At 50.3% G+C, this 13842-nt stretch carries 13 protein-coding genes; 8 read left to right on the forward strand and 5 right to left on the reverse strand.

What is annotated here, in order from left to right; genetic code table 11:
- Positions 1-12: 12 nt before the first annotated feature.
- From NOC_RS07345 to NOC_RS07370, 6 genes are all read left to right on the forward strand, one after another.
- Positions 13-357 carry a PepSY domain-containing protein gene (locus NOC_RS07345; RefSeq protein WP_011330634.1) on the forward strand — a complete coding sequence of 115 codons (345 nt, stop codon included), beginning with the start codon at positions 13-15 and terminating at the stop codon, positions 355-357.
- Positions 357-1016, forward strand: a complete 660-nt coding sequence (locus tag NOC_RS07350; RefSeq protein ID WP_002809549.1) for a response regulator transcription factor — start codon at positions 357-359, stop codon at positions 1014-1016. The genes NOC_RS07345 and NOC_RS07350 overlap by 1 nt, the downstream gene beginning before the upstream one ends.
- On the forward strand, positions 1013-2338 hold the full coding sequence (locus tag NOC_RS07355) for a sensor histidine kinase (RefSeq protein ID WP_002809457.1): 1326 nt from the start codon (positions 1013-1015) through the stop codon (positions 2336-2338). The genes NOC_RS07350 and NOC_RS07355 overlap by 4 nt, the downstream gene beginning before the upstream one ends.
- Positions 2339-2475: 137 nt before the next feature.
- Positions 2476-3753 carry a PhoPQ-activated pathogenicity-related family protein gene (locus NOC_RS07360; protein WP_244860110.1) on the forward strand — a complete coding sequence of 426 codons (1278 nt, stop codon included), beginning with the start codon at positions 2476-2478 and terminating at the stop codon, positions 3751-3753.
- A 29-nt stretch (positions 3754-3782) separates the two neighbouring features.
- The gene (locus NOC_RS07365) at positions 3783-4985 is read left to right on the forward strand and encodes a ChaN family lipoprotein (RefSeq protein WP_002808544.1); all 1203 of its coding nucleotides are present in this window, start codon (positions 3783-3785) and stop codon (positions 4983-4985) included.
- Between the two features lie 319 nt (positions 4986-5304).
- On the forward strand, positions 5305-5748 hold the full coding sequence (locus NOC_RS07370) for a YcgN family cysteine cluster protein (protein WP_002808880.1): 444 nt from the start codon (positions 5305-5307) through the stop codon (positions 5746-5748).
- A 133-nt stretch (positions 5749-5881) separates the two neighbouring features.
- On the opposite strand, the gene NOC_RS07375 is transcribed toward NOC_RS07370, so the two are convergent.
- From NOC_RS07375 to NOC_RS07385, 3 genes are all read right to left on the reverse strand, one after another.
- Positions 5882-6676 (reverse strand): hypothetical protein, encoded by a 795-nt coding sequence (locus tag NOC_RS07375; RefSeq protein ID WP_002811172.1) that lies wholly within the window; start codon positions 6674-6676, stop codon positions 5882-5884.
- A gap of 98 nt (positions 6677-6774) precedes the next feature.
- Positions 6775-7236, reverse strand: a complete 462-nt coding sequence (locus tag NOC_RS07380) for a hypothetical protein (RefSeq protein WP_002808853.1) — start codon at positions 7234-7236, stop codon at positions 6775-6777.
- A gap of 419 nt (positions 7237-7655) precedes the next feature.
- Complete coding sequence (locus tag NOC_RS07385) at positions 7656-8828, reverse strand: PilT/PilU family type 4a pilus ATPase (RefSeq protein ID WP_002811372.1); 1173 nt, start codon at positions 8826-8828, stop codon at positions 7656-7658.
- A 125-nt stretch (positions 8829-8953) separates the two neighbouring features.
- Here NOC_RS07385 and NOC_RS07390 point away from each other — a divergent pair, with 125 nt between their 5' ends.
- The gene (locus tag NOC_RS07390; protein WP_002810593.1) at positions 8954-9871 is read left to right on the forward strand and encodes an AEC family transporter; all 918 of its coding nucleotides are present in this window, start codon (positions 8954-8956) and stop codon (positions 9869-9871) included.
- Here the strand turns inward: NOC_RS07390 and NOC_RS07395 are convergent.
- A complete protein-coding gene (locus NOC_RS07395; protein ID WP_002811494.1) occupies positions 9864-10610 on the reverse strand; it encodes a competence/damage-inducible protein A in 747 nt (248 codons plus the stop codon). The two genes, NOC_RS07390 and NOC_RS07395, sit on opposite strands and share 8 nt — an antisense overlap.
- 104 nt (positions 10611-10714) lie before the next feature.
- On the opposite strand from NOC_RS07395, the gene NOC_RS07400 reads away from it, so the two are divergent.
- Positions 10715-12637: an ATP-dependent DNA helicase gene (locus tag NOC_RS07400; RefSeq protein WP_002810216.1), complete on the forward strand. Its 1923-nt coding sequence runs from the start codon at positions 10715-10717 to the stop codon at positions 12635-12637.
- On the opposite strand, the gene NOC_RS07405 is transcribed toward NOC_RS07400, so the two are convergent.
- The gene (locus tag NOC_RS07405) at positions 12550-13584 is read right to left on the reverse strand and encodes a bile acid:sodium symporter family protein (RefSeq protein WP_011330636.1); all 1035 of its coding nucleotides are present in this window, start codon (positions 13582-13584) and stop codon (positions 12550-12552) included. The genes NOC_RS07400 and NOC_RS07405 overlap by 88 nt on opposite strands.
- Positions 13585-13842 lie beyond the last annotated feature (258 nt).

Below are 13842 nucleotides of genomic sequence, written 5' to 3' on the forward strand. Positions count from 1 at the left end.
TAGACCCAACCAATGGTAAGATTATCCGTGATCAGCAAGACGACTAAGCGCCCCTGGACGGTCCTTCTGGTTATCCTCACCCTTGCCTTGGGTATGTCGGGCACGCTAAAAGCACGGGACTTGGGCCATGAGGAAGCGCTCCGCTTGCGGCAAACGGGTACTATCCTTCCCTTTGAGCAGATCCTGGCGCGGGCGCTCAAGGCTTACCCTGGCGCTCAATTGCTGGAATCGGAGCTGGAGCGGGAAGACGGCCTCTATGTCTATGAACTGGAAATACTCACTCCCGCCGGCGTGGTCCATGAAATTGAAATCAACGCCAACAATGGTCAATTCATCGAGGACGAGATAGAGGACTAATGCGCCTGCTGCTGGTGGAAGACAATGTGGCCCTGGCCGATGAACTTTTGCCTTTGTTTAAGGGCTATGGCTACGCGGTGGATTGGCGGGTGGATGGTCGGGATGCATTACTGGCGGTTCACGATGAATCTTATGATATGGTCGTTCTGGATCTGGGCCTGCCGGGCCTGGATGGTCTTCAGGTGCTGCAGCACTGGCGTGCTGAGGGGGTAACTCTGCCGGTGCTGATTCTCACTGCCCGGGATGCCTGGGCAGAGCGTCTGGAAGGCTTGCGCGCTGGTGCCGACGATTATCTGAGCAAGCCATTCCACCCGGACGAGTTGCTATTGCGGGTGCAAGCAGTGTTGCGGCGCAGCCATGGCACGGTCAATAGCCCGCGGCTGGAAGCCGGGGGGCTGGCCCTGGATGAAGACCGACAGAGTGTTTGGCAGGGGGATCAGGAATACGAACTGACCCGGGGGGAATTTCGCTTATTGCGTTGCTTTATGCTGCACCCGGGCAAGGTGCTTAGTCGGATGGAGCTGAGCGAACATCTCTATGATGGTGAAAGCGAGCGGGACAGCAATGTATTGGAGGTGCATATTAGCCGGCTACGCCGCAAACTGGGTGACCCAGTGATTGAAACCCGTCGGAACCAAGGCTACCGCTTCAAGAAATGAGCTCTATCGGCCGCCAATTAGGCGTTAGTTTATTTATCAGTTTGCTGGTGCCGGGTGTGCTGGCGGGACAAACTGCTATCTGGTGGCTGGATCAGCGCCAACGCGCCACCCTCGCCGCTAGCCTGCGAGAAGAAACCGTCAGCGTGCTGGCGGCATTAGCCCGGGGGGGCAACGGCCTGCGCCTAGACCGCCAAGCCCTTGATCAAGTCTACCAGCGGCCCTTATCTGGTCGCTATTTTCTGATTATTACCCCACAAGCGCGTTGGCGCTCCCGCTCCTTATGGGATACTCAGTTTGAGGAACCAGAGCAGGAGGGGCTTAGTGCTACCTTGGTAGATGGTCCCCAGGATCAAAAACTATTGCGCTATCGCGCCCATTATCAAATGGCGAGTCAGCCCGTTATTGTGGTGGTAGCCCAGGATTATGCGCCGCAATTGCAGGATTTCAGCCGCCTTAAAACAGGCGCTCTGGTAGCTTGGATAGCGCTCCTCGCGGTACTGGCGGCCGTTCAGCAGGGACTCATCCGGCGCGGGCTTCGCCCGCTTCTCCAAGTGCGCCAGCAATTGCAACAATTCCGTAAAGGCCAGCGCGCTACGCTGGATAAAAACGTGGCGCGCGAACTTAAACCCCTGGTAGAAGAAGTGAACCGACTCCAGGGCGATATTGAACGGCAACTACGCCGCTCTCGCCATGCCCTGGGAGATCTAAGCCATGGGTTGAAAACCCCACTGGCAGTCATGAAAAATCAGTCCCGTACACAATTGCTTGCTCTTTCTCCTGTTCTTGCAGGCAGCTTCAATGAGCAACTCTCGCAAATGGAAGCTGGCATCAAGCGAGCCTTGGGGCGGGCCCGTATTGCTGCCAGCACAACCCCCACCAACCGTTTTACACCTGTTGAAGATGTCCCCCTATTGCTGCGTACTCTGCAACGGGCACATGATCGTGATCTAAATCTGGCGATCGAGGGGGTGTTGCCGCCAGCATTGCCCCTGGAACGGGAGGATATGCTAGAAATTCTCGGCAATCTGCTGGACAATGCCTGTAAATGGACCCATCGCACCGTTGCCCTATCGTTGCAACGACAATCTACCGCGCTACTTATTACCGTGGTGGATGATGGTCCGGGGATTGCACCGTCACAGCGGCAGGCAGTGTTGGCGCGGGGTCAACGTCTGGATCAGCAAGTACCTGGCCAAGGGCTAGGACTAGGGATTGTCAGTGACATGGTGGACGCCTATGGCGGAGAGCTAACCTTGGATGAAAATCCTGGAGGTGGATTGTTAGTACGGGTACGTTTGCCGCTGGCTGATTTGGGTGAGTAGTTAATGATTTTACATTGTGCCAAGAAATCATCAATCTCTTGGTATAGCACGGGAAGTGCCCTGCGAATAATTTGAATTTTGAAGGTCTGAAAACAATGCTATCTCCTTTTTTTGGTCGATCTTCGAGAGCGGTTTTTTTGATTATAGCGCTCTTTTTTATCACTAAGCCGGCTTTTGCGGGCGCGCTTGAAGATTATGTTCGCAAGCCTGATCCTCATTACAATTGGAAACTGACGGAGCAGAAAGAAGAGCACTGGGGAACTATGGCTTATCTGGAATTAGTGTCCCAGCATTGGCGCAATCAATTTTGGAGTCATCGTCTCATTATAGCTCAGCCCAAGGAAGTCCGGAATCCAGAAATCGGTTTACTTTTGATCGCGGGTGAGGGAGACGGGGAGAAGTATATTGAGCGGTTGAAAATGCTCGCCCAGCGCGCAGGCGCGGTGGCCGCCGTTATCACTCAAGTTCCCAATCAGCCGCTCTATAATGGCCTCAAGGAGGATGCCTTGATTGCCTTTACTTTGGCTCAGTTTTTAAAAACTGGCGATGAAACGTGGCCATTGCTGTTTCCCATGGTGAAGAGTGCGGTTCGGGGTATGGATACCCTTCAGGCATTCCTGGAGCGGGCATTTCAGCAGAAAATTGAGGGCTTTGTAGTGGCGGGGGCCTCCAAGCGAGGCTGGACCACTTGGCTAACCGGTGCGGTAGATTCGCGGATAAAAGGGTTGGCTCCGATGGTCATTGATATGCTGAATATGGAGCAGCAACTGCATTGGGCTGAAAAAGCGTATGGCAGGCAAAGCGAAAAAATTAACGATTATACGGAGCTTAGCCTTCATCAAAATCAAGATGATCCGGCCGTGGCAAAACTGCGTAGTTGGATAGATCCCTATGAATACCGACAGCACTATACGATGCCTAAACTTTTGCTCTTAGGCACGAATGACCCTTATTGGGTGGTGGACTCGCTGCGGCACTATTGGAACGAGTTGCCGGCGCCTAAGTTAATTTTTCAGACGCCTAACGCAGGGCACGATCTGAACGGCGGTAAACAAGCGATGCAGACCTTGGCCGCATTTTTTCAAATGATTGCTGATGGTCAGGATCTGCCCCAATTAGAATGGGAGTTACCAGCTAGCGACGCGGGAGAGCCAAGTGTTAAGGTAACGAGCGGGCAATCGGTTCGGGCAATTCGACTTTGGACGGCCACATCAGAGGATCGAGATTTTCGTGATGAACATTGGTCGAGCCGCAGTCTGAAAATCCTGCCAGGCAGCAGGCACGCAATAGCCAAAGTGGTTATTCCAGAACAGGGATATCGCGCCTATCTGTTTGAAGTAGAGATGACCACATCGACAGGGCATCCTTATAAACTTTCCACGGAAGCCCGTGTCCTACCCGATGATATTAAATGAGCGAACCTACTAATTTGGACTTCTTATAGATGCAAAATCGAGTAATCACCCCCTTTTTCCTTCTATTATTGTTTATCGTTTTCTTCTCTGTATGGGTGCGGCCTTTGACGGCGGCAACCGTTGTAAGTGGACAAGCACATGGAAAGGCTAACGAGCTGGAAGCGCAACAGGCCCTTGAAATGGATGCCTCCACCAAGGCGGTTAATTTGAGGCAGTTGCTAGATTTGGAGGCAATTATTCCTAAGTTAGCGCGCCACCAGGTTATCTTTGTTGGGGAACAGCATCCCCGTTTTGATCACCATTTGAATCAGCTTGCCATAATTCGTGGCCTTCACGGGATACACCCAAAATTAGTGATCGGCGTTGAATTTTTTCAACAACCGTTTCAGCAGTATCTGGAGCAATTTGTCGCGGATCAACTCACCGTAGAAGAATTTTTAAAAAAAACGGAATATTATGATCGTTGGCGCTACGACTTCCGGCTGTATGCACCGATACTTGAATTTGCCCGGAAAAATAGTATTCCTATATTAGCCCTCAATGTGCCTACCGAACTTATACAGAAAGTGGGCCGGGAGGGTTTGGAGGGGCTTTCTGAGAAGGAAAGAGCTCAACTTCCCTCCGAAATTGACCGTTCCAGTGTGGCCTACCGCGAGCGATTGCAAGAGGTGTTCGAAAACCATCCTCAGCATTTTGGAAAGTTCGAGACTTTTTATGAGGCTCAATTAGTATGGGATGAGGCAATGGCGGAGAGCGCTAGCCGCTATCTTAAGGATCACTCTGATTCCCATATGATTGTTCTGGCCGGCAATGGCCATTTGGCTTATGGCGTAGGTATTCCAGAGCGCCTTAATCGGCGTCTTGATACGACGGCTAGCGTGGCTATTGTGTTGAACGATTGGGAGGGGCTTGTTGAGCCAGACATAGCGGATTATTTATTACTCTCTGAGAAAAAAGAACTGCCAAAGGCCGGCTTTTTAGGGGTTATGCTCAAGCAATCTAGCGGAAAGCTTGAAGTCAATGCTTTTTCCGAGATCAGCGCGGCCAAAACTGCTGGAATTGAGGAAAAGGACGAGCTCCTTTCTTTGAATGGGCGCCTTGTTTCTGATATGTCGGATGTAAAGGAAGTAATGTGGGATAAAAAACCCGGTGAGGAAGTTCTCGTTAAGGTGCGCCGTGGGGCTTTTATGGGTAAGGATGAAGAATTGGAATTTGAGATAAAATTAAAATAATAAATTGTTGAAGCTAACTGGAAGTTAACATTTCTTAAAAGGTTGAGGACTTAATCAATGGCTGAAGGAAGCTAGTGCTGCGGTTCTGAGTCAAAAGCCAAGAGATTGGGGCAGGGTGTTTAGAAAGAGAAATTGCACGCCCAAAAAATATTTGTTCCTAGCTTGATTAATGCTAGAGGATCGTTGACGGTCAGCAAAGTCTGCATTAGGCCATTTTTGCAAAAAAAATCAGGGAAATGCAAATTGTAGCAAATCGAACACGTGCCTGCTTGGAGCAAGTAGATGAGATTTAGCCGCAAATTCTAAATGAGAAAAGAGGATGACTGAGCCTGAATTCTGGAAACATAAGCCCTTGCAAGCCATGTCTTCAGAGGAATGGGAAGCCCTATGTGATGGCTGTGGTAAGTGTTGTCTGCACAAGCTAGAAGACGAAGAAACTGGAGAAGTTTTTTATACCAGTGTGGCTTGCCGACTCCTGGATCTGCATTATTGCCGCTGCACAGATTATCAAAATCGTGTCCGGAAAGTGCCAGATTGCTTAAGCTTGCGGGAGGAGTTAACAGAAGCTTTGAAGTGGTTGCCATCAACCTGTGCCTATCGTTTAATCAACGAGGGTAAAGAGCTGTTTCCTTGGCACCCTCTGGTTTCCGGTGATCCAGAGACGGTACATCAGGCAGGTATTTCAGTACGAGGCGTAGCGATTCCGGAATCCCAAGCGGGAGACTTGGAAGACCATCTGGTGGATTGGTCTGTTAAGGATTAGTCCTCCGTTTTAAATGGTTCCCAAGCTCGGCTTTCTCCACCTGCTGATTAACAAAACGAATACTTGAATGACAACCAAAGCATTTTTATATTGTGGTTTAGCGCTGCACTATTATTACATGTTATCGCCTGAGTTATATGACATTTTTCTGCGCCCAATCAGTAAATTCGGTTGCTAAGCGCGCGGCCTCGGGGAACACCAAGAACGCCGCATGAACAGCATCTGGCGTAAGTGGATCAATACTCTTGGGGTGGCCTGCTTCATTTCGGGCCACACGAATCTGTGAGGTAAACGCTGACCAATAGGCTTCATAATCGTCGGCGAGTTCTCTGGGCATTTTCTTCTTGGCTTGGTCTAATTGCGCCTTGATAGAATCGGACACCTTCTTTATCTGCCAGCTGTTCAGATTGTTGGGAGCGGAATTTCCGCCTCTTGAAATTGCAGCCGCAATTGAGTCTCGTAAGTTCAGCACCAGACGTTCCGACGCGGCCCCAATCATCACAGCAGCGGCCTTGTACGAACCAGTGGTGTAACAGTCAAGGGCTTCGACAACGTAGGATTTTGCTATGTCACCCAGGTCAGCGCCCGCCTCCAAATGAGCGATATATGCTGCTGGGTTTGACGGGTCGCGCTGGAGGTTTTCCAATGCGCGAGCACCACGATCTGTGACATGGCAGAAAGGTGGGCTTGGGTTCGAAAGGTCATGCCCCCAAGCCAGAATCCCTGTACGAAACAACTCGTGCCACTCAGTCAGCAACAGTCGCTGCTGCTTAATGTCGCGGGACAATTTCAACTGATCCGTTACCCATCTTAGGGCCGAGCCAGCTTGCATATTTGAGCTATAAGGGTCCTGCTTGTTCTGGGTCGCGATATATTCGAGCAGTTTCGAGCGAACCTCCCCGGGGGTGACTGGCGATGAGCTGTTCATGTCATATAACAAAACAATTAAATTCTATTATTCAAGTTTCGTATGCCTAGCCTAGAATTAGGTAACCTTGGCGTTTTGATTTTTTAATTCTTTTCTGCCTAGTCAATAGGGGTAATCTCTTGTGAAGGTATGTTTTTTTCCGTGGGCGAGGGAGAAGGACTTTCTTTTATTGAAGTTTCAGGAGTATGGGCATGGCCACTTAATCCAAAAGCGGATATGCGGCACCCTAGGCAACGCGTAAATGTTTGTCGGGCAGGGCCAACAACCAGGGTGTCCGCAGCCTCCTTAACATTGCCTCCCAGGGCGCTAAATGGCAGACTCGCCAGGAATATTCCCGTGCCTAGCCCTGTGGCTACCAGCAATAATGGGCGAGCGATAAGCAGATCCCCAATCATTCGAAAGTAACGTGGCTCGTCTTCAATCCGGGTATAGGGGAATGGGGAGCGTGATTGGTTGTAGCCTTCCATAGAGGTATCAGCAGCGTTAGCAAAGCTAGCCGCGCTACTAAAAAATACGAGACAAAGTAAATAAGTTAGGAATTTTTGCTTGAATTCTGCCATGATATTTCCTTCGGAGCAGGAATACTTATTAGGGTTTTCTGAATCTATCAACGATACTCGCTAGCTGTTAGAGTTTATCGGACAATTAATAGTTGACTAAAATCCTTTTGGTGCCATCATCACGGATGAACCCAATTCTCCCTTCGCTTTATCAGCTTGGAGGATTTATGCCTTATACAGCCCTCAACGGTAACTAGGCTGTTGACCCTCGGGTTTTTTTTACCGTTCCCGGCACTTTATAATGAGGGGCTGAATTTTCTTTAACGGAGGTTGACTAGGTGTCTGCACCAAACGCGAATTTATCAAGTTAAGCGGACCCTCGCTAGTAGGTGCGCGCCTATCCCTATCTTCCTCCAAAGCTAGCGTATGAAACTGGGTAGAATAGCATAAAAAGACTGGAAACCTAGGCCCTGGGAAATTTAGTCTTCTTCCTCCACCAGGCTGAAGGATAGCCCTCCCAATTCATCCTTGTTAGGTTTCTCATCCAGGGATATTTTTTCCGTTGCGGAGGAAGCGGTTGTCGATCCCATTGCTTTTTTTGATAAGTTAATTTTGAGGCGGAGATTATTAGGGGAATCGGCGTTGCGCAGCGCCTCTTCGACACTGATAAGGCCCGTCGCATATAATTTATAAAGGGCGCTATCGAAGGTTTGCATACCGAGATTCTCCGATTTTTCCATGACGTCTTTAATAGCGTGGATTTCACCCCGGTGGATGAGGTCGCGCACCAGAGGCGTCCCCAATAAAATCTCAATAGCCGCAGTGCGCTTACCGTCAATGGTGGGAACCAGACGCTGGGAAATAAAAGCGCGCAGGTTTAAAGAGAGATCCAAGAGTAGCTGTGGGCGCCGCTCTTCCGGGAAGAAGTTGATAATTCGGTCAAGCGCCTGGTTAGCATTGTTAGCATGAAGGGTAGAAAGGCATAAGTGACCTGTTTCCGCAAAAGCGATGGCATGTTCCATAGTATTCCGGTCGCGAACTTCTCCAATAAGAATGACATCCGGTGCCTGGCGTAGGGTATTTTTAAGCGCATCTCCGTAAGACTCCGTGTCGACGCCTACTTCGCGCTGATTGACGATGGATCTTTTATGCTGGTGTATATACTCGATAGGGTCTTCAATCGTGATGATATGACCCGCGCTGCTATTATTGCGATGATCAATGAGGGCGGCAAGAGAGGTCGATTTACCAGAACCGGTTGCCCCTACAAATAAAATGAGGCCATGCTTATCCATCACAACGTTTTTTAATATAGGAGGCAGGCCGAGGTTATCTACGTTAGGGATAGTAGTTTTGATATTCCTAATGACCATGGAAATTGCACTGCGCTGTTTGAAAATATTGACCCGAAAGCGTCCAATGCCGGATTCGGAAAGAGCCAAGTTCATTTCCGGTTTTTGTTCAAACTCGGCTGTTTGTTCTTCGCTCATGATGTCGTAGGCGATTTTCTTTATATCGCTGGAAGATAATCTCGTTTTTTCGAGAGGTTTCAGCAAACCGTGGAATTTGGCGCAGGGGGGGGCTCCAGCGCTCAGATAAATATCTGAGCCATCGTGGGCAACAAGTATTTTTAGGTAATCCTTAAATTCCATTGGGGAGTCTCCAAGGGTGAGTGGGTCTATTTATCCTAGTTTCGGCTATATTGCTGGGAGTTTAAGTGAGCTGTATCGCAATTCGATAGCCAGAACTTATCTGCTTGATGGCGACGGAGCGGTACATGGTTGAAGTTTTGCTGCAAATGACGGCATCCATTGTCTGTGGTATCGCGTGGCGCTATTTTTCTCAACAACACCTCAGCCCTAAAAATACGCGTGAAGTACTCACTGAGTTAGTCTATTATTTATTTCTCCCTGCCCTGGTGCTCGATGTCCTGTGGTTAGCGGATTTGGGAGGGGCGGCAGGGGGTATTGCCGTGGTGGCCGCGAGCGGCGTATTCATAGCCCTTGCTCTGGCCTGGGGAGCTTATCGTCTTCTAGCTGCCTCTTGCCGTTCCACCCAGGGCGCCTTGCTACTAGCGGCAGGATTTCCAAACGTCACTTACTTGGGGCTTCCGGTATTGCAAAGTACGTTCGGTGATTGGGCAAAAGCGGTGGCTATCCAGTATGATTTATTTGCTTGTACTCCCCTGGTGCTTACCCTGGGTATACATATCGCCCGTATTCATGGCAGGGATGGCGGATCCGCCAATCACCTGCTTGAGTTACTTAAAACGCCACCCTTATGGGCAGCCGCCATGGGGGTGAGCCTTAACCTTGGCGGTGTGCCAGAGCCGGCGGGACTCCATGGCTTTTTAAATATGATGGCTTCCAGCGTAGTGCCTTTGATGCTTTTGTCCCTAGGGATGGGGTTAGAGTGGCCTCGTAACCAGTGGCGGCATTTACCCCTCCTGTTTCCGGTGCTCATAATTCAGTTATGCTTAATGCCCCTCTGGGCTATGTTTATTAGTCATTTTTTTGCTTTCGATTCTTTTCAGCGGACCGCAGTAATATTGGAGGCGGCCATGCCGAGTATGGTATTGGGGATAGTGCTCTGCGATCGTTTTCATCTGAACACTTCCCTTTATGCGGCGGCTGTCACTTTCTCTACGGCGCTGAGCCTAGTGACGTTGCCTCTTTGGTATCAATTCCTCACTTAGAATGCCAGCGTATATTCAGTTGCGCTAACCCTTCCTTCAATTCGTTCATCGCTAGCATAACTTCTGAGTGATTTCCCCGTAACCCAAGCTCAAGAATAGGTTGGTGCTTGCCAAGATGGGGAAGGCAGGAAAAACGCAAGTGGGAGTAACGGGAGACGATCTGTTCCATAAGCGGGAGCAGATCACTTTCACCTACCCCAATCACGCGGATGATTTGTTCCGCCTTAGGGGCTAAATCGCGTAAATCTGAATAATAAGTCTCTAGCACCCATTCTGTCATGGGCCAGGCCATTTCCGGGAACCCCGGCAAAAAATGGTGGGAATGAAGGGAAAAACCCGGGACTCGGTTGAGGGGGTTGGGAATAATTTGGCTTCCTTGGGGAAGGTGAGCCATTCGGATGCGGTAAGGGTAGGCCCGCTCTCCATACTGAGCCTCCACTTCCTTGATGGCATCGGGGTGGGGAAAGAGGGTGGTGCCAGCAGCTTCCGCGGCACATTGCCGGGTGCGGTCATCTGGGGTTGCGCCGATTCCGCCAAAGCAAAAAACGATAGCCCCCGAGCGAAGGGTATGGTGCAGGGTGCGGGTAATTATTCCGGCATCATCGCCGATAAACTGACACCAAGCCAGCTCTAGCCCCCGCTTGTCCAAGGCTTCGATGAGATGGGGAAAGTGTTTATCGCGCCGTTTCCCGCTAAGCAATTCATCGCCTATGATGACGGCGCCTACTTGTCTCTGCATGGCTTGGTTCAATGGGTTGTCTATATGGTAGTGTTAGGCTACAACGATAGTATCTTAGCGGCAATTTTAACAAATAGTGTACAGTGATCTCTGATAACGTGCCCATGGAATACGCTTTATTTTCTGCGGCTGAGCTTCTAGGCGAAGACGGTCCTTTAGCCCGCCAAATTGAAGGATTTACCCCGCGCCGCCCGCAACAGGAGATGGCGGAAGTGGTTGCTAAGGCTTTAGAAGGAAAACAAACTTTAGTGACTGAAGCGGGTACAGGCACGGGCAAAACCTACGCTTATTTGGTACCAGCATTATTGTCAGGGATCAAAGTTATCATTTCCACGGGGACTAAGCATCTCCAGGATCAGCTTTACCATCGGGATTTACCCTTGGTGAAAAATGCCTTGGGTATTTCCTCCCGGGTGGCCCTGCTTAAAGGGCGGAGTAATTATCTTTGCCTCCATCGTTTACATTTGTTTACCCAGGAAGGGGAAGCGAGTCATGGCCGTTTGGCTGGGGATCTGGTAAAGGCGCAACTGTGGGCGCGCCAGACTTCCACTGGCGATATTAGCGAATTGGGTGGAGTCGCTGATGATTCCCCCGTGTGGCCCCGAATTACTTCCACAGCGGATAACTGTTTTGGGCAAGGATGTCCCTCCTTCTCGAAATGTCATTTGATGGCGGCCCGGCGCCAGGCCCAGGAAGCCGATATCCTGGTGATTAATCATCACTTGTTATTATCGGATATGGCGCTACAGGAGGAAGGTCATGGCGATCTGCTGCCGCCAGCCAAGGCGTATATTTTGGATGAGGCTCATCAGCTTCCTGAAACCGCCTCCCGCTTTTTTGGGCGCCGTGTAAGTGGTCGCCAATTGCTAGAGTTGGCCCGTGACAGTGGAGCGGAGCAACGCAATGACGCCCCTGATATGTTAGCTATCCGTGATGCTTGCCAGTGGCTGGAGAAGACGGTAGCCGATTTCCGCTTGGCCTTGGGTCTCGGAGAGCGCCGCTTGGCTTGGCGGAAGGTTGCGGATATGCCGCCAGTAGCCCTAGCGCTAGAGCAACTAAGTAGGGCCTTGGCGGATTTGGAAGTAGAACTTGAGCCGGCGGCGGTGCGGGGCAAGGGTTTGGAACATTGTTTTAAGCGCTGCGGGAGTTTGCGGGAGCAGCTTGCGATGTTTGCTGAAGAGGCAAGCGAAGATTTTGTTTATTGGTTCGAAGCCTACAGTCGATCCTTTATTTTAAGCGCGAGTCCCTTGGAAATCAGTGAAAACTTTCAGGCTTACATGGAATGTCGGCCGGGTGCTTGGATATTCACTTCGGCCACCATGGCGGTAGGGGAGCACTTTGATCATTTCAATCATCAGCTAGGTTTAGAAATGCCTGCCAGCTATCGTTGGGAAAGTCCCTTTGATTTCCAGCGGCAAGCCCTTTTGTATCAGCCTGTTGGGCTTCCTGAACCTCATGATTCCGGTTATACCCAGGCAGTGATCGAAGAATCCCTGCCGGTGCTTGAAGCTAGCCGCGGCCGCGCCTTTTTGCTGTTTACCAGTCATCGGGCGCTGAAGGAAGCCTATAGCTTGCTCAAGGATCGAATAGCTTTTCCTTTATTAGTCCAAGGTAGCGCACCGCGCAGTGAGTTGTTGCGCCGCTTCCGCGCTTTGGGTAATGGTGTATTGTTAGGTACGAGTAGCTTTTGGGAGGGCGTGGATGTCCGCGGCGAGGCTTTGTCCTGTGTCATTATTGATAAACTGCCTTTTGCTTCCCCAGGTGAACCGCTGCTGCAAGCCAGAATTGAGGCCATCCGTCGTCAGGGCGGTAACCCTTTTATGGACTATCAACTTCCCAATGCTGTCATTCAGCTTAAGCAAGGCGTGGGACGGCTGATTCGCGATGTGCATGATCGAGGCGTATTGATGCTCTGTGATCCCCGCCTTCGCAGTAAATCCTATGGTCGTTTGTTCCTGAAGAGCCTGCCAAGCATAGCCCAAAGCCAGGATATTAAAGAGGTGGAAGCCTTTTTCCAGACTGGATGAGCGTCGGCTTTTAATCGTTCCCCTGGGGAGTCTTGGGAACGGTGTGACCAGTAGTAAGCCAGCAGGGACCCGGAGAGATTGTGCCAGATACTAAATAAAGCTCCGGGAAGGGCGGCCTGGGCGGTAAAGTATTTTAAGGCCAGGGCCACCGCTAGACCTGAGTTCTGCATGCCTACCTCAATGGCTACGGTGCGGGATTGGCGTTGACTAAAACCTAGGGTCTGGGCTAATCCATAACCGCTTGCCAGGCCCAATCCATTATGTAACAGGATGCAGAGGGCGATTGTTGGAGCAATGAGGGTCAGTTTATCCTGGTTAATGGCCACGATAATCGCCACGATGAGCACAATGGCAAAGACCGAAATGACAGGAAAAACATCGGTGAGCTTGCCTAGCCGTTGGCCGAAAAAAGTATTGATGATAACTCCCAAGGTGACAGGAAGCAGCACGATTATCAAAATACTTTGCAGCATATCAGCTACTGGCACTGGGACTTGCTGCCCCACATAAAGCCAGGTGAGAAAAGGAGTGGCAAGAACCGATAGAAGCGTGGAAGCAGCCGTTAGGGTGATGGAGAGGGCCACATCACCCCGGGCTAGATAACACACCACATTGGAGGCGGTGCCTCCTGGGCTGCATCCCAGCAGAATCATGCCGACGGTAAGATATGCCGGTAAGCTAAAAAGGTGGCTTACTATCCAGGCGATGAAAGGCATCAATAAAAACTGTAACAGGGCGCCCGTCGCAACAGCTTGGGGCTGTTTGAGAATTAGGACGAAATCATTGGCTTTAAGAGTTATTCCCATGCCAAACATGATCACACCTAACAGGGGTACGATAGCCGGTTTGAGAACTACCCAGGGTTCAGGATATTGGTAGGCCACTCCAGCCCCCATGAGCGCCAGCAGTGGAAATAGAGCTGTGATTCGATTAGCTGTTGTTGCCATGGGATATTGACCTAGCTGAAGATATAACGGGTTTGGATAAGCAAGAACGAAGCGATATTTCGGGTATAGTGGGTAGGCGACGCTGCGCCCTTCCTTAGTATACAGAAAGGCGCTTTCAATAAGGTGGTGTCACTGAGCAAGCACTGGTCTATATGCTGGTTTTGTCTTTTCCAATTTTTTTGCGGCGAAATCATACTGATGTCATATCTTGCGCTTTTGCTGGTGCAATAATAGCCTTTGTTATCATAGCTACGATCT

The sequence above is a fragment of the Nitrosococcus oceani ATCC 19707 genome (genome assembly GCF_000012805.1).
Lineage (GTDB): Bacteria > Pseudomonadota > Gammaproteobacteria > Nitrosococcales > Nitrosococcaceae > Nitrosococcus > Nitrosococcus oceani.

Coding starts and splice junctions, on each gene's coding strand:
- NOC_RS07345 (WP_011330634.1), top strand. CDS start 13: ATGGTAAGATTATCCGTGATCAGCAAGACGACTAAGCGCCCCTGGACG.
- NOC_RS07350 (WP_002809549.1), top strand. CDS start 357: ATGCGCCTGCTGCTGGTGGAAGACAATGTGGCCCTGGCCGATGAACTT.
- NOC_RS07380 (WP_002808853.1), bottom strand. CDS start 7,236: ATGGCAGAATTCAAGCAAAAATTCCTAACTTATTTACTTTGTCTCGTA.
- NOC_RS07370 (WP_002808880.1), top strand. CDS start 5,305: ATGACTGAGCCTGAATTCTGGAAACATAAGCCCTTGCAAGCCATGTCT.
- NOC_RS07395 (WP_002811494.1), bottom strand. CDS start 10,610: ATGCAGAGACAAGTAGGCGCCGTCATCATAGGCGATGAATTGCTTAGC.
- NOC_RS07375 (WP_002811172.1), bottom strand. CDS start 6,676: ATGAACAGCTCATCGCCAGTCACCCCCGGGGAGGTTCGCTCGAAACTG.
- NOC_RS07355 (WP_002809457.1), top strand. CDS start 1,013: ATGAGCTCTATCGGCCGCCAATTAGGCGTTAGTTTATTTATCAGTTTG.
- NOC_RS07390 (WP_002810593.1), top strand. CDS start 8,954: ATGGTTGAAGTTTTGCTGCAAATGACGGCATCCATTGTCTGTGGTATC.
- NOC_RS07385 (WP_002811372.1), bottom strand. CDS start 8,828: ATGGAATTTAAGGATTACCTAAAAATACTTGTTGCCCACGATGGCTCA.
- NOC_RS07400 (WP_002810216.1), top strand. CDS start 10,715: ATGGAATACGCTTTATTTTCTGCGGCTGAGCTTCTAGGCGAAGACGGT.
- NOC_RS07365 (WP_002808544.1), top strand. CDS start 3,783: ATGCAAAATCGAGTAATCACCCCCTTTTTCCTTCTATTATTGTTTATC.
- NOC_RS07405 (WP_011330636.1), bottom strand. CDS start 13,584: ATGGCAACAACAGCTAATCGAATCACAGCTCTATTTCCACTGCTGGCG.